18 protein-coding genes are annotated in these 18,813 nt (G+C 63.4%); 3 read left to right on the forward strand and 15 right to left on the reverse strand.

Going from position 1 to position 18,813, the window contains the following annotated elements; translation table 11 throughout:
* Nucleotides 1-64: 64 nt before the first annotated feature.
* The 7 genes from secD to DEIDE_RS05960 form a co-directional block, all read right to left on the reverse strand.
* Nucleotides 65-2,371: a protein translocase subunit SecD gene (gene secD / locus DEIDE_RS05935; protein ID WP_012693047.1), complete on the reverse strand. Its 2,307-nt coding sequence runs from the start codon at nucleotides 2,369-2,371 to the stop codon at nucleotides 65-67.
* A 54-nt stretch (nucleotides 2,372-2,425) separates the two neighbouring features.
* The gene (locus DEIDE_RS05940) at nucleotides 2,426-2,770 is read right to left on the reverse strand and encodes a hypothetical protein (protein ID WP_012693048.1); all 345 of its coding nucleotides are present in this window, start codon (nucleotides 2,768-2,770) and stop codon (nucleotides 2,426-2,428) included.
* 573 nt (nucleotides 2,771-3,343) lie between these two features.
* Nucleotides 3,344-5,167, reverse strand: a complete 1,824-nt coding sequence (gene infB, locus DEIDE_RS05945; RefSeq protein WP_012693049.1) for a translation initiation factor IF-2 — start codon at nucleotides 5,165-5,167, stop codon at nucleotides 3,344-3,346.
* Between the two features lie 67 nt (nucleotides 5,168-5,234).
* The gene (locus DEIDE_RS18385) at nucleotides 5,235-5,531 is read right to left on the reverse strand and encodes a YlxR family protein (RefSeq protein ID WP_012693050.1); all 297 of its coding nucleotides are present in this window, start codon (nucleotides 5,529-5,531) and stop codon (nucleotides 5,235-5,237) included.
* Between the two features lie 6 nt (nucleotides 5,532-5,537).
* Entirely contained in the window at nucleotides 5,538-6,725 is a 1,188-nt protein-coding gene (gene nusA / locus DEIDE_RS05950; protein ID WP_012693051.1) for a transcription termination factor NusA, read from the reverse strand.
* A gap of 37 nt (nucleotides 6,726-6,762) precedes the next feature.
* Nucleotides 6,763-7,227 (reverse strand): ribosome maturation factor RimP, encoded by a 465-nt coding sequence (gene rimP / locus DEIDE_RS05955; RefSeq protein WP_012693052.1) that lies wholly within the window; start codon nucleotides 7,225-7,227, stop codon nucleotides 6,763-6,765.
* Between the two features lie 201 nt (nucleotides 7,228-7,428).
* Entirely contained in the window at nucleotides 7,429-8,046 is a 618-nt protein-coding gene (locus tag DEIDE_RS05960) for a septum site-determining protein MinC (protein ID WP_012693053.1), read from the reverse strand.
* Between the two features lie 125 nt (nucleotides 8,047-8,171).
* Here DEIDE_RS05960 and DEIDE_RS05965 point away from each other — a divergent pair, with 125 nt between their 5' ends.
* Together DEIDE_RS05965 and DEIDE_RS05970 are read left to right on the forward strand one after the other, a co-directional pair.
* Nucleotides 8,172-8,552, forward strand: a complete 381-nt coding sequence (locus tag DEIDE_RS05965) for a S1 RNA-binding domain-containing protein (RefSeq protein ID WP_012693054.1) — start codon at nucleotides 8,172-8,174, stop codon at nucleotides 8,550-8,552.
* A gap of 128 nt (nucleotides 8,553-8,680) precedes the next feature.
* Nucleotides 8,681-9,985 carry a S1C family serine protease gene (locus DEIDE_RS05970; protein WP_012693055.1) on the forward strand — a complete coding sequence of 435 codons (1,305 nt, stop codon included), beginning with the start codon at nucleotides 8,681-8,683 and terminating at the stop codon, nucleotides 9,983-9,985.
* Nucleotides 9,986-10,106: 121 nt separating this feature from the next.
* Here DEIDE_RS05970 and DEIDE_RS05975 read toward each other — a convergent pair whose 3' ends face one another.
* From DEIDE_RS05975 to DEIDE_RS17965, 8 genes are all read right to left on the reverse strand, one after another.
* Nucleotides 10,107-10,409, reverse strand: coding sequence for a hypothetical protein (locus DEIDE_RS05975; RefSeq protein ID WP_012693056.1), 303 nt, complete (start codon nucleotides 10,407-10,409; stop codon nucleotides 10,107-10,109).
* Nucleotides 10,410-10,493: 84 nt separating this feature from the next.
* A complete protein-coding gene (locus DEIDE_RS05980; RefSeq protein ID WP_041227135.1) occupies nucleotides 10,494-11,297 on the reverse strand; it encodes a [LysW]-aminoadipate kinase in 804 nt (267 codons plus the stop codon).
* A gap of 44 nt (nucleotides 11,298-11,341) precedes the next feature.
* Entirely contained in the window at nucleotides 11,342-11,593 is a 252-nt protein-coding gene (locus tag DEIDE_RS05985; RefSeq protein ID WP_162485403.1) for a DUF1294 domain-containing protein, read from the reverse strand.
* A gap of 74 nt (nucleotides 11,594-11,667) precedes the next feature.
* The gene (gene ispH / locus DEIDE_RS05990) at nucleotides 11,668-12,672 is read right to left on the reverse strand and encodes a 4-hydroxy-3-methylbut-2-enyl diphosphate reductase (RefSeq protein ID WP_012693059.1); all 1,005 of its coding nucleotides are present in this window, start codon (nucleotides 12,670-12,672) and stop codon (nucleotides 11,668-11,670) included.
* A gap of 207 nt (nucleotides 12,673-12,879) precedes the next feature.
* On the reverse strand, nucleotides 12,880-14,553 hold the full coding sequence (locus tag DEIDE_RS05995; protein ID WP_041227453.1) for a glycerol-3-phosphate acyltransferase: 1,674 nt from the start codon (nucleotides 14,551-14,553) through the stop codon (nucleotides 12,880-12,882).
* Nucleotides 14,554-14,674: 121 nt separating this feature from the next.
* Entirely contained in the window at nucleotides 14,675-15,385 is a 711-nt protein-coding gene (locus DEIDE_RS06000) for a DUF4388 domain-containing protein (protein ID WP_012693061.1), read from the reverse strand.
* Between the two features lie 24 nt (nucleotides 15,386-15,409).
* Nucleotides 15,410-16,897 carry a bifunctional ADP-dependent NAD(P)H-hydrate dehydratase/NAD(P)H-hydrate epimerase gene (locus DEIDE_RS06005; RefSeq protein ID WP_012693062.1) on the reverse strand — a complete coding sequence of 496 codons (1,488 nt, stop codon included), beginning with the start codon at nucleotides 16,895-16,897 and terminating at the stop codon, nucleotides 15,410-15,412.
* Nucleotides 16,898-16,913: 16 nt separating this feature from the next.
* Nucleotides 16,914-17,789 (reverse strand): tetratricopeptide repeat protein, encoded by an 876-nt coding sequence (locus DEIDE_RS17965; RefSeq protein ID WP_012693063.1) that lies wholly within the window; start codon nucleotides 17,787-17,789, stop codon nucleotides 16,914-16,916.
* Between the two features lie 132 nt (nucleotides 17,790-17,921).
* On the opposite strand from DEIDE_RS17965, the gene rsmA reads away from it, so the two are divergent.
* Nucleotides 17,922-18,800 (forward strand): 16S rRNA (adenine(1518)-N(6)/adenine(1519)-N(6))-dimethyltransferase RsmA, encoded by an 879-nt coding sequence (rsmA, locus tag DEIDE_RS06015; RefSeq protein ID WP_012693064.1) that lies wholly within the window; start codon nucleotides 17,922-17,924, stop codon nucleotides 18,798-18,800.
* The last annotated feature ends 13 nt before the right edge of the window (nucleotides 18,801-18,813 follow it).

Raw genomic sequence — 18,813 nt, forward strand, 5'->3', positions numbered from 1 at the left:
GGACGCTTTCAAGTGAAAACCCGCCCTGGCCTTGACCAGAGCGGGTGAAAGTTCTGCCTGAGACTCAGGCTTTAGGAGCAGCGACGCCGCCGGGGACCTTACGGCGGACCTTCCACTCTTCCAGGAAGACCACCAGAGGCGCCACGATGTAGATGCTGCTGTAGGTCCCGACCAGGATGCCGATCAACAGAATCAGGCTGAAGTCGCGCAGCACGGGACCACCGAAAATCAGCAGGCTGACCAGCGGCAGCATGGTGCTGATGGAAGTCATGATCGTGCGCGAGAGCGTCTGGTTGATGCTGGTGTTCACGATCTGACGGTAGGACTTACCGCGCATCTCGCGCAGGTTCTCACGGATACGGTCCGACACGATGATCGAGTCGTTCAGCGAGTAGCCGATCAGGGTAAGCAGCGCAGCCACGCTGGCAATCGTGAACTCCAGGCCCAGCAGGCTGAACAGACCCAGTGCGATAGCCACGTCGTGAACGGCGGCCAGGATGCTGCCCAGACCCATCACGAAGTCGAAGCGGAAGCCCACGTAAACCAGGATCAGGCCCAGACCCAGCAGAACGGCGGCGATTGTTTTGTCAGTCAGCTCGCGGCCTACAGCTGGTCCGACGGTTTCCGTGGACAGCACTTCGGCGTTTCCAACCTGGCCGATAGCTGCGCTGATGGTCGTCAGCTCTGTGTTGTTCAGCTCCGGGACCTTCACGGTGTACTGGGTGCCGGGCTGTCCAGGAACCACATCACGCTGGATGGTCGCGTTCTGGGGAGAGATCTTGCTCACTCCGGCACCGGTCACGGCCGTGCGGATCTGCTCGGTCGTGACTGCTGCCGGAGCGCGGACGGTCATGGTGGTTCCACTGGTGAAGTCCACGCCGTAGTTCAGGCCCTTCACCGCCAGAATGCCGGCGCCCGCCAATGCAATCAGCACCGAAGCGGTGGTCACCAGCGGGGCAGCCTTGATGAAATCAATAGCCGTCTGCTTGATGCGCATCGGGGCACTCATATTGGGTCGGCGCTGGGCCAGCCACTCCATGAACCACTTGGCGAATACCAGGTTAGAGAAGGTAGACGCAATAACGCCAATAATCAGGGTGACGGCAAAGCCCTTTACAGGGCCGGTGGAGTAGTTGTACAGCGCCATGGCGGAGAGCAGGTGGGCAGCGTTTACGTCCAGAATGGCGGCGGTGGAGTGTTCGTAGCCGGCCCCGATGCTGTTCTTGATGCCTTTGCCGCGCTGGAGTTCTTCCTTGATGCGTTCAAACGAAATCACGTTGCCGTCTACTGCCGCGCCGATGGTCAGCACTAGACCGGCAATACCGGGGAGGGTCAGGGTGGCCCCGAAGCCGCCCAGCATGCCCAGGATAATCACGGCGCTGAACAGCAGACCCAGGGCGCCCACCAGCCCGAACCAGAAGCCGTAGTACAGGAACAGCATGCCAAAGACCAGGGCAATGCCCACCAGCGAGGCGATCGCGCCGCTGCGGATGGCGTCGGCTCCCAGGGTCGGCCCGATGGCCCGTTCGGCCTCGGTCTTCACCTTAATGGGCAGGGCGCCGGATTTGAGCACCAGAGCCAGCTGACTGGCTTCCTCGGCGTCGAAGTTGCCGCTGATCTGCACGTCACGGAACAGGCGCTGCTGGATGGTCGCCACCGACTGGATCTGGTCGTCAAGAACCACAGCCATCAGCTTGTTGACGTTCTTGCCCGTAAAGTCGCCGAAGGTCTGGGCGCCCTTATCGGTGTTGGTGAACGACACCACCCAGCGCCCCGTCTGTGGGTCGGTGGCTGCCTGCGCGCTGGCAATAATCTCGCCAGTCGCCTGCACGGGTCCCAGCTGATCCAGCGAGTATCCGTTCGAGCGGGGGTTTTTCTGCGCCAGCTCGGGGTCGGGCTGCGCGTTGTCCTGCACGATACGGAACTCAAGACGCGCCGTGCGCTGAATAATTTCACGCGCCTGCTGCTGCACGGCGGGGGTGGCGCCCGGAATTTCGACGACCACACGCTTGCCACCTGCGACAGTAACGGTCGGTTCTGCGACGCCAAGGGCGTTGATGCGGTTTTCGATCACGGTCTTGACGCGGTCGAGCTCTTCCTTGGTGGCAGGACCGCCCTCAGGTGCCAGCTCGATCCGCAGGCCGCCCTTAAGGTCCAGACCCAGGGTCATGAACTGGAATTTGTCGTTCCAGAGGCTCAGCGGCTGGTCCGGGTGCTGCCAGGGCCGCCAGATGAACAGCAGGCTGGCCAGCAGGGTAAGCAGCAGCAGCAGGCCAGTCAGAAGATTGGGTTTGCGCCCGGCGGGGGCATTGCGTGGTGGGGGGCGGCGGTTGGAGCCGCCACGTTTATTGCGGTTGTTGCTGTACGTCACTTCGAACTCCTGAGCTGTGTGGGGTGGACAGGGACAGAGGCGGACCGCAGAGGGTCAGCCGCCGTCGGTCTGCTGACGACCCCAAGTAATCAGGTCCGGGCGTGGCTGCCATGAGACCGGCGCTGGGCGGATCTGAATCCGTGTGTGCTGTTCCCTGCTTAGCCGCCACGGTTCCGGCGGCGGTGAGGCAGGCAGCGGCGTGGCTGGAACTGGCTGCGGAGCAGGTCGCAGTTCCGGCATCCCCGGAGAGACGCTGCCCGCCGTCATCCGCTGCGAGGCGTCGACCGTGGACATTGGAGTCCCCAGGATGACGGCCAGGACCGACAGCAGGGTCAGAACCCCGGGCAGGGCAATCAGCCGGGTGTGCCACTGCAGTGGGAGGGGAGACCTGTCCTTCAAAGCGATACAGGATACCAGACCAGCGCAGCTTGGTTCCCCGCTTACGGTCGCTTTCCGGAATGGATATGTGTGGCACTCGTTGGACTGTAAACGTGTGACGCGTCTGCCTCCTGGTTTCACCGGCGACGGGGCTGGGCCTCGAAACAGTTGGAGCTCGTTGGGAGCTGCCGCACCTCGGAGGCCTTCTCAAGGACAAGCAGTTGGCTGGAAGCCTTGCCCTGTACCGTTTATGACTGTGTCTATGTACGTGTGGTTCCGCTCTGTGTGATCTCTCATGACTTGCCCGAAGGTGACAGCGGAACAGGTGTTTGCTCAGCACGATGGCTATCTGGGTTCGGACACGACGCCCCAGGTCCAGCCGGTGCCATGCATGGTGTTGCCGGGGAGCTGACCCGCTTCTCTATGACAGATCACCACCCCCATGCTGAGTACTGCTGGCCTGGACTAGCTCAGGCCCCATGTCCATCAGGGTGGGGTGACGGGAAGCCGGGCTGCATGCCAGTCGAGGGTGTCTGAAAGCAAAAAAGAGGGCGGCTCTCCATTTCGGAGAGCCGCTCCTTTGCTACAGGTACTTCAGGCCTGTTCGACTTCGACCATCTCGCTGGCTTCGATGATGTCGCCTTCCATCACGTCATTCCAGTCGAGGTTGATGCCGCACTCGTAGCCGGTCTGCACTTCGCGGACGTCGTCCTTGAAACGCTTGAGGCCCACAATGGTGCCTTCGTAAACCGTCTGCTTGCCGCGGGTGACCTTGGCTTTGGCGTTGCGGCGGAACATGCCGTCGGTCACGTAGGAACCGGCAATATTGCCGCTCTTGGGGTGACGGATGACCATGCGGACCTCCGCGCGGCCCAGGTAGCGCTCCTCGAACACGGGCTCTACGTTGCCCTTGATCAGGCGGTCCACCTCGTCGATCAGTTCGTAGATGATCCGGTAGGACTTGATATCGACGCCCTTGTTCTCGGCCATCTTGGTGACGCTGCCCGAAGGGGTCACGCTGAAGCACAGGATGGTCGCTTCGGCGGTACTGGCCAGCAGGACGTCGCCCTCGGTCGGAGCGCCGATGCCGGCGAGCATCACGTTGATCTTGACGTCTTCGCCTTCCTTACGCGCCAGGATGCCCTGCAGGGCCTCGACGCTGCCCTGCGTGTCGGCGCGCAGAACCAGATTGACAGTCCGTACTTCACCGATGGGACCCATGATGTCTTCAAGGGTGCGCTGGGTCTTGCGGCGGTCCCGGGCGTTTTCCTGGTCGCGGCGGACATCCGCGCGGGCGGCGATCACGTCACGAGCAGCGTGCTCATTCTTGGCGCTCTGGACCTTCTCACCGCTGGCCGGCACTTCGCTGAAGCCCAGAACCTGCACCGGAGTGCTGGGCCCGGCTTCCTTGATGCGGCCGCCGGCCGAATCGGTCATGGCCTTGATCTTGCCGTAGTTCTCGCCCACCACCAGGAAGTCCCCAACGTGCAGGGTGCCTTCCTGAACCATCACGGTGGCCAGCACGCCGGCCTGGCGATCTACCTTGCCTTCGATAATGACGCCGCTGAACGGACCTTTGGGGTCTGCGCGCAGGTCTTCAAGCTCGGCGGTCAGGCTGATGTATTCCAGCAGGTCCTCGACGCCTTCACCGGTCTTGGCGCTGACAGGAACGACAATCAGGTCACCGCCGTACTCTTCTGGTACGAGGTTGAGCTGGGTCAGGTCGGTCTTGACGCGCTCAGGGTCGGCCTGGGGAAGGTCAACCTTGTTGATGGCCACGATCATGGGCACCTTGGCGGCCTGCGCGTGGGCAATCGCTTCGCGCGTCTGGGGCATCAGCGAGTCGTCGGCGGCAATCACGATAATCGCGATATCGGCCACGTTGGCTCCACGTGCCCGGATGGTCGTGAACGCTTCGTGACCGGGAGTGTCGATAAACACGATCTTGCCCTTGCTCGTCTTGGCCTCGAAGGCCCCGACGTGCTGGGTGATGCCGCCGGCTTCCTTGGCTGCCACCCGGGTCTTGCGGATGTAGTCCAGCAGGCTGGTCTTGCCGTGGTCGACGTGACCCATGATGGTCACGACCGGCGCGCGGTGGGGAATTTCGTTGACTGCAGGCTCGGGTGCGGCGACTGGCTCGGCCACAGCCTGTGCAGCCTGGGCCGCAGCCGGCTGAGACGACGCAGCCTGAGGAGCTGCGGGCTGTGCTGCCGCAGGCGTCTCAGCCACCGGAGTGCTGTCCTGAGCCTGAGGAGCACTTTCTTCTTCCAGAATCTGCTTGATCAGGTCAACGGTCTCTTCTTCAATGGTGCTGCTGACGCTCTTGTAAGCGACGCCCAGGCCATCGAGGATTTCGAGCATCCTGGCATTCTCGACACCAAGATCCTTGGCTAGGGTGTAAATACGGACTTTCGACATGGCTCACCTCCGGTGAGTCCCGCGCCGGGCCGGTCCCTTGGGGGGCGGCGGGCAGCGGGAAAAAAGATCAGTCAGTCATGGGCTGATTCGTCTGGGTAGTTTGAAACCGTCTGACAAGCAGCGCCGCGACATCCGGCGCCTGCGGACCAAAGGCCCGGCGAAGGCGTTTGTCCTGCCAGCAGTTGGGAGAATCGGAACACACGTACGCACCTCGGCCAGTCCGGTTAACAGTCTGCTCCTGCCAGTGCCCTTCTACCCGTGTCAGGCGTACGAACTCGCTCTGGGGGCGGCGGGCCCGGCAGACCACGCACGTCCGCTCGGGAACGTGGTGCTCGCGGGGCTGTCCGGCTGGCGTGGCGCACATGTGGCTTTAGTCCTGCGTGTCGTCCGGGCTGGCAGTGGCCACCGACTTGCTGTCCTTGAACAGCGCGTCGAAGGCGGACTTGGCCGTGTCGTCACCGTCGCGGCCATCCTGGTCATCCTGGAGGGCCTGCTGCATGGCAGCGTCGAGGTCGCTGATGGCTGCTGTCTCGCGCAGATCGATCTTGAAGCCGGTCAGCTTGGCTGCCAGGCGTACGTTCTGACCACCCTTGCCGATCGCCAGAGACAGCTGGTCAGGCGTGACGGTAACGGTCGCCTCGCGGCGGTCCGGCTGAACTTCGATCAACCCCACCTTGGCCGGAGACAAGGCATTGCGGATGAACTCGCGGGTGTTGGCGTCCCACAGAATCACGTCCACGCGCTCGCGGCCCAGTTCGCCGGTGACAGCCTGAATGCGGTTGCCGCGGTGGCCGATGCACGCGCCGATGGGGTCGACGTTGCTGTTGTGTGAGAACACCGCGACCTTGCTGCGCTGCCCGGCCTCACGCGAAATGGCCTTGACTTCCACGATGCCGTTAGCAACTTCCGGGATCTCCTGCTTGAGCAGGTAGTCCAGAAGCCGCTCGTCGGCGCGGCTGGCCAGGATCGTCGGCCCCTTGGGCGTCTTGCGGACTTCCTTGAGGTAGATCTTGACCCGGTTGCCTGGCGTGAGCTTCTCGCCGGGGATCTGCTCGCGCGGCGGCAGAATAGCTTCGCCGGCGCCCAGTTCCACGAACCAGTTGCCCTTGTTGTCGCTGCGCACGACCTGCGCAGTCAGCACCTGGCCCTCGCGGTCCTTGTACTCGTTGAACACCACGTTGCGCTCGGTTTCGCGCATCTTCTGGGTCAGGGTCTGTTTGGCGGCCTGCAGCGCGATGCGCGAGAACTTCTCGCGGTCCACCGGGAACTCCATTTCCATGCCGATCTCGACGCCAGGGTCAAGTTCGAGCGCGTCGGCCAGTGAAATCTGCAGATGCTCGTCCTCGACCTTCTCGACGACCTCACGTACGACCAGCACTTCCAGCTCGCCGCTCTGCGGATCAAGGTGCACTTCGATGCGCTTGTCAGGCTCCACGTTGCGGGTATAGGCCTGAGCCAGAGACTGTTCGAAGGCCTCGATCAGCTGCAGCTCGTTGATGTTGCGGGCCTGCGCGACTTCACGCAGCGCATCCGCGAAATTGATCTCGGGTTGGGTCATCTCACTCTTCCTTTGTGGAGCTTGTGGAGTCAGGTACTCAGCGGTGCCGGTCCGGGAATTCGGCCAGGTTGGCCTGCACAGCGCTGGCAGAGACCGTGACGTCCTGCCCGCTGACATCGAAAGTCACCTGGTCGCCACTGACCGCCTTGATAGGCGCGGTGAAGGCGTGGCCCTCTCCACGGACGCGGGCCTTGAGCCCAAGCATGCGCTCAAAGTGCCGGGCGCGCGTCAGAGGACGCTTGGACCCAGGCGACTCGAATTCCAGGCGGTATTCACCGGCCACTGGGTCCAGCCGGTCAAACTCGGCCTCGGCCGCGCGGCTGGCTTTGGTCAGGTCCTCCATGGTGACGGGCTGTTCGTCAAGCCGGTCGACCCGGACCAGCACGATTTTCTCGCCGCCCTGTGACTGCACCTGAACTTCCAGCACCTCGAAGCCCAGGGGCTCCACGGCCGCATGGGCGATCTGTTGCAGGGTTGAATTGTCGGTTGTGTTGTTATTCATATTGTTTCGGCCCCGGTGTTGCTGGCCTGTTAACCACCCCCTCCACAAAAAAAGGTGGGACACCTGCCCACCCTCTTCCAGAGGAATTCCGGACTTCAGTATACCCGAATGCACCAAGTCAGACGGTAAACGCCTTACAAAGCGCCTGCGCACAGCTCCGGAGACACCGTGCAGGACGTCATACAGGTCACACCTGCCACGTCACTTTTGAACGTCGATGACGATCTGGCCGTCCTGAAGCCGGGCAATTTCTGCAGCAGGCGGCCCTTCGGAGCGCCGCATATTGCTCAGGCTGCTGCCTTCCGGGGCGCGGGCCACAGCGTCACCAATGCGGATCTGCGTGCTGGCAATCGGCCGGGCCCACACGATGGCTTCGGCGTGGCCCCCCTGACCGGCATGGGCCACGCCCCGCAATGCCCCCACCACGATCACGTCGCCACTGGCCACGATCTCGGCGCCGGGATTGACGTCTCCCAGCACAATTACGCTGCCCGGGTATTCGCCACGGAAGCCTGCCCGTACTGTGTGCGGCACGATCTGTGTACGCGAATTGACCACCAGTGTGCCGGGAGCAGCCTCGCTGGACGGGCCCGGCACGGTGACACGCGGCGCCCGGATGCGGCCAGGGGTGCCGCCTGCAGCCCGGATAGCCTGAAGGGCAGCTTCCACAGCGCCGGGATCGGCGTCGCCCTGGATTTCCAGAGTGACGTGCGATACCAGCAGATCGGTACGAACAGCCAGCAGCTCGCCCACGCTATGGGCAGTATCACCCGGTTCGAGGAGAAGGTTCAGGCCACCGAGTGTGCCGCGCAACTTCATAAACCTCACTCTAGCGTTACCCAACGGCCATCAGGCCATGCCATAGAGGCGTGAAGAAATGATGCGTAAACAGTGGCCTGGGTCATGGTGTAAACTGCCAGTCATGCCTTTTGAGGAGATTACCCTTGGTGCAGCTTGATTCCGGTGCGGTCGCAGAGGGCCGTATCACGCGCGTAACAGACTTTGGCGCGTTTATTCAGTTCGAGAACGGCGAGACGGGCCTGGTCCACATGTCGCAGATTGCTCATTCGTTCGTGCGGAACATCCACGACCATGTGCGCGAGGGCGACACTGTGGAAGTCAAGGTGCTCGGCCGTGACGAACGGGGCCGTCTCGACCTGTCGATCAAGGAACTCCTTGAAGAACCCGAGGAAATTCCGCGCCCCCGCGCGATTGGGCGGCAGAGCCCACAGTTCGAGGCCAAGCTGCGCTCCTTTATGCGCGACGCCAAAGAACGCACCACTGGTGGCGGTGGCAAGAAGCCGGCCACCAAGCGTAAGAAGTAAACTTCCCGCGCATTCATGGCATCCGGAGCAAAGGCCCGGGTGCCTTTCTGTTGCCGGTAGGGAGAGGGTCAAGACACGGAAGCGGTGTTTTAACCGTCACGTAACCCGCAGGCGCCACACTGCGCAGCATGAAACGTCCCCTGCCACTGCTGCTGCTCACTGGTGCCCTCGCCCTGGGGTCCTTTGTTGGATATCAGGCCAACGAACGTCAGAACAGTCCTGCCGAGACAGCGTCGGTGACTTCCAGCACCCCGGTGGAGGAAGAGTCAATTCAGGGCCAGATGGTGCCAGCCACCAACCGGCCGGCTGCCTTCAATCAGGCGCGGGCCCGCACCGAATCCGAAGCCAACACCGTGCAGGTCGTCAAGGACCGCCAGGACGGTCTGGTGTACATCAGTGTCACGGAAAGCAGCAGTGGCAGCGAGCAGGCTCAGCTCCGCCAGCGCCTGCAGGAACAGTTCGGCCTGCCTGAACTTCCTGGGGGCAACGGGGCACGCAGCGGAACCGGCAGCGGATTTTTCGTCAGTGCTGCCGGTGACATCATTACCAACAACCATGTGATCGAGGGGGCCAGCGAGATCACCATCCGGCTGCATGGCAACAAGAAAACCTACAAGGCAAAGGTCATTGCCCGTGCCCCGGACTTTGATCTGGCCCTGATCCGTGCCGAGGGGGTGCCCCGGGAGGACATTCAGGCGCTGCCGCTGGGGGACAGCTCCCGGCTGGACGTCGGCCTCAAAGCCATTGCCATGGGCGCGCCATTCGGGCTTGATTTCAGTGTTTCCGAAGGCATTATCAGCAGCCTGGAGCGCACGGTGCCAGTCGGAACCAAGCAGGTGAACCAGCAGGTGATCCAGACGGACGCGGCCATCAACCCAGGCAACAGTGGCGGGCCACTTCTAAACAGCGCCGGAGAGGTGATCGGGGTGAACACCCAGATTCTGACGGGCGGCATTGGACAGAGCGCCGGCGTCGGGTTTGCTATTCCTATCAATACTGTAAAGAAGCTGCTCCCCCAGCTTCAGGCCGGGAAGGGAGGTGTCATCCGAACTCCGACCCTGGGAATCCAGTTCACCGACCTGAGTGCCCTGAGCGACGAGGAACGCAAGGCTTACAATCTGCCGGCCAGCGGCGCGCTGCTTCAGCAGGTGTACCCCAACAGTCCTGCAGCACGTGCGGGACTCAAAGGCGGGAGCGAGGCGGCGACCGTTTCTGATACAGGAGGCGGAAGTGCACAGATTGCCACCGACGGCGACATCATCACGGCGGTGGACGGCCAGGCCATCACCGAGGGTGACGACCTGCGGCGCGCGGTGATCGGCAAACAGATCGGAGACCGCCTGACACTGACGGTGAGGCGGGGAAGCAAAACACGCGAGGTGACCGTCCAGCTCCAGGCGTTCGACTTCCCGCAGGCAAGCGGACAGGAGTAAAGAGGGCCTTTCTGGAGAACGCCCCCAGCCATGGGGGCGTTCAGGTGTTCAGTGCCGATTGGAAACCAAGGATGAGGGCCCAGACCAGGGTGGAATACCGAACCAGACTCCAGGTGCACCTTCAGGCTGGAGCTCCCATGGTTTCCGCAAACAATGGGCCCAGATCGGTCATACGGCCAGTCGGTTCAGGTGCAGTCAGTGTGTAACTACCAAAAACCTGTAGAAATTCGGCATGTGACAGGGCGCGGGTCTGGCCTGTGGGGCCGGTCGCCTGCACCTGATCACCCCGTGCGGTCAGGTGATAGACGCCCAGCTCACGCACAGTGGCCTTGCGCCCGCGCCCCGAGCACAGCAGCGCGGTCACGCGGTACTCGCGGCCACCACGGGTCAGCAGGAACGAAAGAAGTTCAGTGGGCGCCAGCATCCGGCGCGGAGCATAGCAGGGAAGACCGGACCGGTGCGTCACGCGGTACTCGTCCTTTGCAACCCGGCGCGGATATCCCGCGCGTCAGGACACCACCGTTCCGGCGCCTTCCAGTGCGGCTGTAACGGGCTGTCCAGCGCGGGCGTCTCCGAAAATGACCCGTTTGACGCCGCCCTGCACAGCCTCAGCAGCGCCCAGCACCTTTTTCTTCATTCGGTCCTGCGCAAATTCCAGGTAGTCCTCGACATTGCTGGCTGGAATCTCGCGGATCAGGCTGCTTTCGTCGGGATAGGCGCGCAGCAGGCCAGGCACGTTGGACAGCAGCAGCAGGGCGTCTGCCTTCAGGGCCACGGCCAGAGCCGCCGCCGCGCGGTCCCCGTCGACATTGATGGCCACCCCCTCATAGCTGGCTGCGGGCGGGGTCAGCACCGGCAGGTAGCCGGCGCCCAGCAGGAGCTCGATGAGTTCTGTGTTGACCTTCTCCACGGTCCCGGTGTGGTCCCCCCGCAGCACCTTGACCTTGCCGTTTTCCACTGCCCGTACGCTGTCCTTGTGACGGCCTTCGAATATGCGGCCGTCGAGCCCTGAAAGGCCCACTGCGTTGACCCCGAGCCTCTGCAAACGCTCGACGATGCCCTTGTTCATCTTGCCGCAGTACACCATCTCGAAGATTTCCAGGGTCTCGCGGTCGGTAAAGCGGGAGGTGTAGCCGCTGGGACTGGTCACGAAACGGGGGGGATGTCCCAGTGCTTCGGCAATGCGGTTTGTTTCGCCGCTGCCGCCATGCACGAGCACCAGCCGTTCGCCCGCCTTCCAGCGGGCCGCGAGGTCGGCACAGACAGCGTCGTAATCAATCCCGGCACTTCCGCCGACTTTCACGATGATCATAGTGCGAACCTTAGCATATGACAATAAATAATGTCAAAGGATTTTCAAATGTAAAATCTTTGCAGCAGATGTAGCGTTCCAACCACAGCACATGCCGTCACCCATCCCAGAGCAATCGGCCGGTAGATTCGCTGATACGACGCTTTCCGAGTCTTGTGACGAAGCAGGAGCTGCGCAGCCAGAGATCCCGCCCAGCCTCCCCAGGCTTCCAGGCGATGCAGGTTTTTTTCAGGCGTGCGCCGCCTCAACTGCGTCGCCAGACGCTTGTCATGCCCCATGGCGATAAAGGCAACCATGCCCCAGATGATCTGCCAGGCCACAAAGAGGCGTACCGCGATCTCCAGAACCTCAGTGGTGTCGAGCCTGCCTATCACTGCATGGTGCGCGGCAGCTGGTCGGTCGGCAGGATCTTGCGAGGCTCCCGGAATTCTATGTTCTCCCACTCGCCTTCCTCGGTGACCTGCAAGAGAGGATTGAGCGAACGGAAATGCTCGACCACAGCCTGAACCAGATCATCCGGGGTACTTGCCGCACTCGTGATGCCTACCGAGCGCACCCCACTCAAGTCCAGCATCTGCAGGTCCGCCACAGTCTCGAGCCGCTCGGCCCGGCCGCAAAGGCTGCGGGCCAGTTCCAGCAGACGCATGCCGTTGCTGCTGTGGGTACTGGTCAGGACCAGGAACATATCCACCACCGGTGCGATGGCCTTGACGGCGTCCTGACGGTTCTTGGTGGCGTAGCACAGGTCCTCGCTGGGAGGCACGACCAGCGCCGGAAAGCGGCTCCGGAGCACATCCACTGTGCGGCGTGTGTCGTCCACACTGAGCGTCGTCTGCGTGAGCACCACGACTCTTGAGGGATCAGGCACCTCCACCGTATGCGGATCGTTGAGCCCCGAGTCTTCGTTGTGCGCCTGTCCCAGAACGCCCACCAGGATGGTATGGTCCGGCGCCTCTCCGCGGGTACCGATGACTTCCTGGTGCCGGGCACTGTCGCCGATCAGCAGAATGGTATAGCCCTCGCGGGCATATTTCTTGGCCTCGGTGTGAACTTTCGTGACCAGTGGGCAGGTAGCGTCAATGGTCGCCAGACCCAGCTGCCGGGCACGTTCGCGCACCACCGGGCTAATGCCGTGGGCACTGAAGATCACGGTCTCGCCGTTTTCAGGGAGCGCCTCGATGGCGTCGAGGTCCTCAACAAAGTGAACACCGCCGCCCGCGCGCAACCGCTCGACCACCGTGTGGTTATGGACAATGGAGTGGTACACCGTGACTGGCTTTTCCTCAGTGCGGGCCGCTTTCTCCACCGCCTGGATGGCCATGACCACGCCCGCGCAAAAGCCCCGCGGTTTGGCCAGATGAATGCGCTCGATCATGTCAGACAGTGTAGGGGAGAGCCGGGTTGCAAAAAGCGAGAGGAATGAGCCTTGGACGCCATCTGCCCCTGTCCCGGCTGGCACGCCCTGCCCTCAGCACCGCTGCGCCAATAGCGCTCGTAGTCACCAGTAGAAACGACATTTTCCAGGTCTCTTTGGTCCAGACGCAGGCCCCATCCAAGTGAATGCCCGGCCACTGTGGCCGAATCAGTCCACCACGGTAAAGCCCAGCTTGTCGGCCTGTTCTACAAAGAAATTGATGTTCTCGCTGAGGGTCTGCGGCCCCAGGCTCTTGCGGTTGTGCTCGCCGGTGGCCGCGATAATCAGGGTTTCTGCCAGACAGGCAGGAACCGCCCCTTCACCGAACTGCAGGTCGATGTTGCTGGTCATGCCGCCGGGAGGCCGGACCACGCCTCCGGGAATGATGCGCACACCAGGAACTTTTTCGACGCTCTGATCGACGTCTGCCGGCCGTCCCTCATCGAAGATCCAGGCGCCCGGCTTGACATGCTGCGGGAAGATCACTGGATTGGGGTCGCTGGTCGCCGTGAAGATCAGATCCGCTTCATTGAGGGTGTCGTAGCTGGTGGTGGTGACGATCTCGGTGTCCTTGTTGGCCCGGCGCAGGGTCGCTGCGCTGCGCTCCAGACGCTCCATATCGCGCCCGATCATGATCAGGCGGCCCACCTGGGGTGCGATGGTCCGCGCAATCCCGAAGGCGACGACCCCATTGGCCCCGACGATGCCGGCAGTCGCTGCCTTGAGGTCCCGTCCGGTCTCCTGAAAGTGCTGCAGGATGCCGGGAATCGCGGCCTTGATGGTCCCGGAGGTGTAGGCTCCACCGTTGGTGATGGTGATCTCGGGCACGGCCGCCTGCACGTCCACGCCCTTGTTGCCCACCACCGACCAGAAGGCCCCCAGGCCAAAGACCTCTGCGCCCAGTTCGTGGGCCAGTCGTGCTCCTTCGATGGCACGCTGGGTCGCCAGTTCCGGCTGGTCACGGAAAACGTCGGGCAACAGCGGGCTCGACAGCAGGTAACAGCGGATCGCCTTGCCGTCAACCGTCCGGATGCCACGCAGTTCTCCGACCTTCATAGGACGCAGCCGCTCGGCCATCTGGCGGACACTGGCCTCACTGACCACGCCCCGTTCCACCAGGGGCCGCAACCAGGCGAAGCGCTGCGCCGACCAGAAATTCTCCAGCGTCATGGGGTGAATCATGAAGGCGGCAACCACTTCGTCGTTGCGTTTGCCTGCCAGCGGTACCTCATCACCGAAGCGCGGCTCCGTGCCGTCCAGAATGCGCCCCAGGTTCTCTTTGAAGCGCCACGCGGCCGTGACCAGCAGTCCCAGGGCCGCGAGCCGGGCAGGGACCCCCACGGGAATCAGCAGCGTGGCCAGTGTGAAGGCCAGGAGCGCCGAGAGCGTTGCGCTGCTGACAAAGCCCCAGTACCCAACGACGCCGGCGTAGACCAGCACGGGCAGAAGAGCCGCCCAGAAGGGTACGGCCCCTGTGACTGGCAGTGCTGCCAGAGTACCCAAAAGCACCAGATTGCCCCGGCCACGCGGACGCGTGTTGCCGAACAGCGCGCGTGGTGGGTTGAGATGGCCCAGGTAAGCTGCCAGGGCTGCCAGCACCGTGAGGTCTGGCTGCTGAAGACTTGACGCCATCAGCACCGCCAGGAACCCCTTGAGAAAATCCAGTGAGGCCGACGCGACGGCGAGACCGGGTCCCACGCGCCGCAGGACGTTTTCGACGCCCAGGTTATGGGCATTGTTCAGCCGGACGTCAACGCCCGCGCGGGTCAGCAGCGCATGACCGATGGGAACGCTACCCACAAGAAAAGCCACCAGCAGGAGCAGCGCGGACAGAAACAACATGCCGGGCATTCTAGACCAGCCGCACCTGGAATCAGCGCGGGCCTCCGGATCTGCCGGATCACTCGCCTGCTATGTAGGGCTAAAGCAGATCTGGTTGGCTGGCGACCGCTGTCACAAAGATCTACAGTTCCTGGGCGTGATCCTGTTCCCAGACCAGGTCTCGCAATACCCAGCCACTGCCGGGGAAGCGTAGACCAAGGCGCAGTTCACCGAGCAGATATTCACGCACGACATGTACGTCCAGACCGCCTTCGACCAGGTCCCCCAGATTGCGTTCGCCGTCCAGTTCTTTGGCTACTGGATGCAGGTTGGCACGCTGGCCGGCTGGCATCATGCGCAGACTGAACCAGGCGAAATGATCCAGTGGTTCCAGGCGCCCTTCGCGAACGGCCTCGGTGACCTGCTGGGCAACATCAAAGAGCGGCACTTCCGACTCCCTTGACGCAGCACGGATGCTCAGGCCGTCTTCGCGGTCAAAGAGCCCCAGTTCTCCCCGGAAGTAGCGGCTGGGGCTGCCGATCACGGCGCACAACGTTTCCCACTCGTCGGCGGCCCGGGCCCAGTCGGTTGTGAAGTGTTCGTAAGGCCCCAGCGGCGTGCCAGTGACCTCGCGAGGCACAAACTGAAAAGAGCCGGATTCGGGCAGCAGCGGCGCTGCCTGGAGGGCCTCGCGACCCATCCAGTCGAGGATGCCACCAGCGACGATCTCGCCCTGCCGGAAGGCCACGGTAAAGGGTACGTTCGTCTGCACGTCCAGAACCCCAGTCTGACGGGTGGCATGCACGAGTTCGAGCACACCCAGGAGCGGAAGATCAGTCAGCAAACCCTGCATTGCTGCCCAGCCTAGCACCCAACGTTAGACCCGGAACGACAGTCGTTCTCTTGTGGGGTGGGTCTCACTGGTCAAATCAGTCCAGGCAGCACCTAACTGGGAGGCCACATCAGTGGCACTCAGACCATAGCCGTGAAGCTGACCGGCACGTTCACCGGCACGTGCATGGAGCCTGACCCCAGCCACAGCCGCCTGTACCACGTCCATTCCCTGTCCCAGAAGGGACGCCAGGATGCCGGAAAGGGTATCGCCCATTCCCGCGCTGGCCATCCCAGGATGTCCCCCCTGGGCAACACTCAGGCCCCCCGAATACGCAACGACACTGGGCCCGCCCTTGAGCACCACCACCCCGCCCAGCTGTTCCTGCAGGGCCCGGGCAGCCTCCAGGGGATAACGGGTCAGCTCCGGGGTGGAAGTCCTCAGCAGGCGCGCGGCCTCACCTGGATGAGGCGTCCACAGGCATGAGTCATGTCCATGACCTATCAATTCCGGTTGCAGGGCGTCGGCGTCCAGCACTGTGGGAATGTTCCACGACAGTACCCGGCGCGCGATATGAGCGGCGTCCGGACCCAGACCCATGCCCACGGCCACGGCGTCGGGCCGGCGGTCACCAAAGGCCCTGAACGCTGCGTCCCATACTGAATGACGGTGCACCATCAGTTCCGGCATCACCAGCGGGATTTCGGCCACCGAATGCACCGTGACCAGGCCCGAGCCGGTCCGCAGGGCTCCGGCAGCTGTCAGAGCGGCGGCTCCCACTGTTCCCGGATGACCACCCAGAACCCAGACGTGTCCAGCCGTGCCTTTGTGCGCGTCGTTGCGGCGTGCCGGCAGCATGGCCCCCACCTCGGCGTCCGTAGGGCGCACAGCCAGTGCCTGTGCCTGCACCCACGCGGCAGGCACGGTCAGCGGCACCAGGGTCACGGCGCCTGCGCGCGCCGCCGATTCTCCGAACAGCAGGGCTGGCTTCCAGCCCATCAGGCTCACCGTGTGCTGTGCCTGCACGGCAAGGCCCGCCTCGGCGCTGTGGGCGTCTATTCCACTGGGAATGTCGATACTCAGAACTGGGCAGCTCGCCGCGTTAATGATGTGAACAAGCGTGTCCAGTGGGGCCCGCAGAGGTGGTGTGAACCCGGTGCCCAGCAGACCGTCCACAAGCAGAGCGGCAGCCTCCACCGAGCGCTGCGCCGCTGCTGCTTTCAGCGGGCGGCACGCCACCCCTACGGCCTGCAGGCGGCGGCGGTTGAGCTGTGTCAGCCGGTGACGGGCGGGCAGGGCCAGGACCTCCACCTCGCGGCCCTGCACATGCAGATGCCGGGCGGCCACCAGCGCGTCGCCCCCATTTGCTCCGCCTCCAGCCAGGAAGAGCACACGCCCAGCCGGATACTGTTGCTGAACAAGCCGGGCCACGGCTGATCCGGCCTCCTCCATCGCCAGGTCCAGCAGACCGGCGCGTTGCAGCTGCTGGTCCACTGCGGACGCCTGGGCCGCAGTCAGCACGTACTGGGGCATGACGTAGGCCTCCCGGTCAGGCCCCGGCAGAGCGCATCAGCAGCACCACGGCCAGAACCAGGACGACAAGAATGATCCAGCGCATATTCCTGAGCACCGGACTGCGGGCGTACTGTTCCTTGATATCGGCGCGGGTATCTTCCTGAGAGCGTTTGACACTCAGCCGCTGTCCACGCCGGATGGCGGCCACAGATTCACTGACCTTGCCCTGACGTCGCAGCGCCACCCCAAGGTTATGATGCCCGCCGTCGTAGTCGGGGTTGAGCGCAATAACTTCGCGGTAGCGCCGCTCAGCGCTGACAACATCTCCGGCTTCCAGGTCCAGATTGCCCAGATTGGTCAGCGCCCGGTAATGTTTGGGATCGGCCTGCAGAGCCTCTTCCAGCCGCAGGCGGCCCTGAATGGCGTCTCCCATCAGGGCACTGAGAATGCCCTGCATATTCAGTGCTTCGGCGCGCGTGAGCGGATGTGACAGGGCTGGCTCCAGACCGGAAGCCAGGGCGGCCGGGTCGGTCTCTTTCTGTAAGCCGTCGAGGCCGTCGAGTGCAGCTTCAAGTTGCTCGGGTGGCGCCGCAAGGCGAACCACGTCGCGCTCTGGGGCGTCGGCAGGAGCCCGGCCAAGTGCGGCGCGGTAGCCGTCCAGCGTACTTCTGGCCTTGGAATAGCGGCGGGCGCGTACCTGCTCCTGAAACCCTGTCAGCAGCTCAAGCGCGTCCTGCACGTCTACGTCCATCTGCTGGGCGCGGGCGACCTGCGCAGCGCGTTCCCATTCTCCAGCCCGCACCAGTGAATCCAGGGTAGGGGGAACCAGAGGGGGTGATGCATACAGCTCAGGGGAGTCCTGGGCAGCGGTATGGGGCCCGCTCTGCCCGGAACGGACGGGATCACTCATGCCGGAGAGTATACTGACGCGCTCAGCTGGCCGCCGTTGCGCCTGCCCATTGTGATTCCTGCCCACGTTTCTTTGCCCCTGCTCAGAGTGCCCAAGCGTACCGAGCTCCTGAACCCAACTGCCGGAGACCCCGTGACCCTGCCTGATCCTGTCCCTACCACCACCGACCCCGCTGCCGACACCAAAGAGGCGCCGCTGTACTCGCCTGCGCGGGTCCGCGAGCTGCTGAACCGGCATGGACTGAGGCCCACCAAGAGCCTGGGGCAGAACTTCCTGATCGACGGGAATATTCTGCGAGCCATTGCCGAGGCCGGTGGGGCACAGGCCGGGGCACGCATTCTGGAGGTTGGACCGGGACTGGGGGTGCTGACCCGTGAAATCGCTTCGCGGGGCGCACATGTCACCGCCCTGGAAAAGGATGAGCGGCTGCGCCCGGCGCTGGCCGAGACTCTCGCAGGGCTGGATGTCGAGCTGATCTGGGGCGACGCGCTGGACTTTGACTATGCCAGCCTGCCCGAGGGCACGCGCGTGATCGCCAATCTGCCGTACTACATCACGGGAGTGCTGCTCTCTCGCTTTATGCATGCCCCGGGCATCGTGTCGGCCACGGTCCTGGTACAAAAAGAAGTAGGCCAGCGCCTTGCTGCCCGGCCCGGTGAAGACGCCTACGGGTTCCTGAGTGCATTGGCAGCCCTGCACGGCAGTGTCCGGCATGTCCGCGATGTGCCCAAGGGTGCATTTCTCCCGGCCCCTGACGTGACCAGCAGTGTGATCCGGCTGGACTTTGACCGGAGCCGCCCGGCTCCTGAAGCAGCCCTTTTGAAGTTTGTGGAAGGCGCGCTGCACCACCGACGCAAGACACTGCGCAATAACCTGCGCATGATCGGGCATGAAGGCCCGGCCATAGACGCTGCCCTGATTGCCGCCGGACTGCGCCCCGACGTGCGCGCCGAGGACGTGCCCCTGAGCAAACTTGAAGACGTGGCGCGGCGTCTAGGCGTGGTACGGTAACATTTAAGGATCC

It is taken from the genome of Deinococcus deserti VCD115, from assembly GCF_000020685.1.
Classification (GTDB): Bacteria; Deinococcota; Deinococci; order Deinococcales; family Deinococcaceae; genus Deinococcus; species Deinococcus deserti.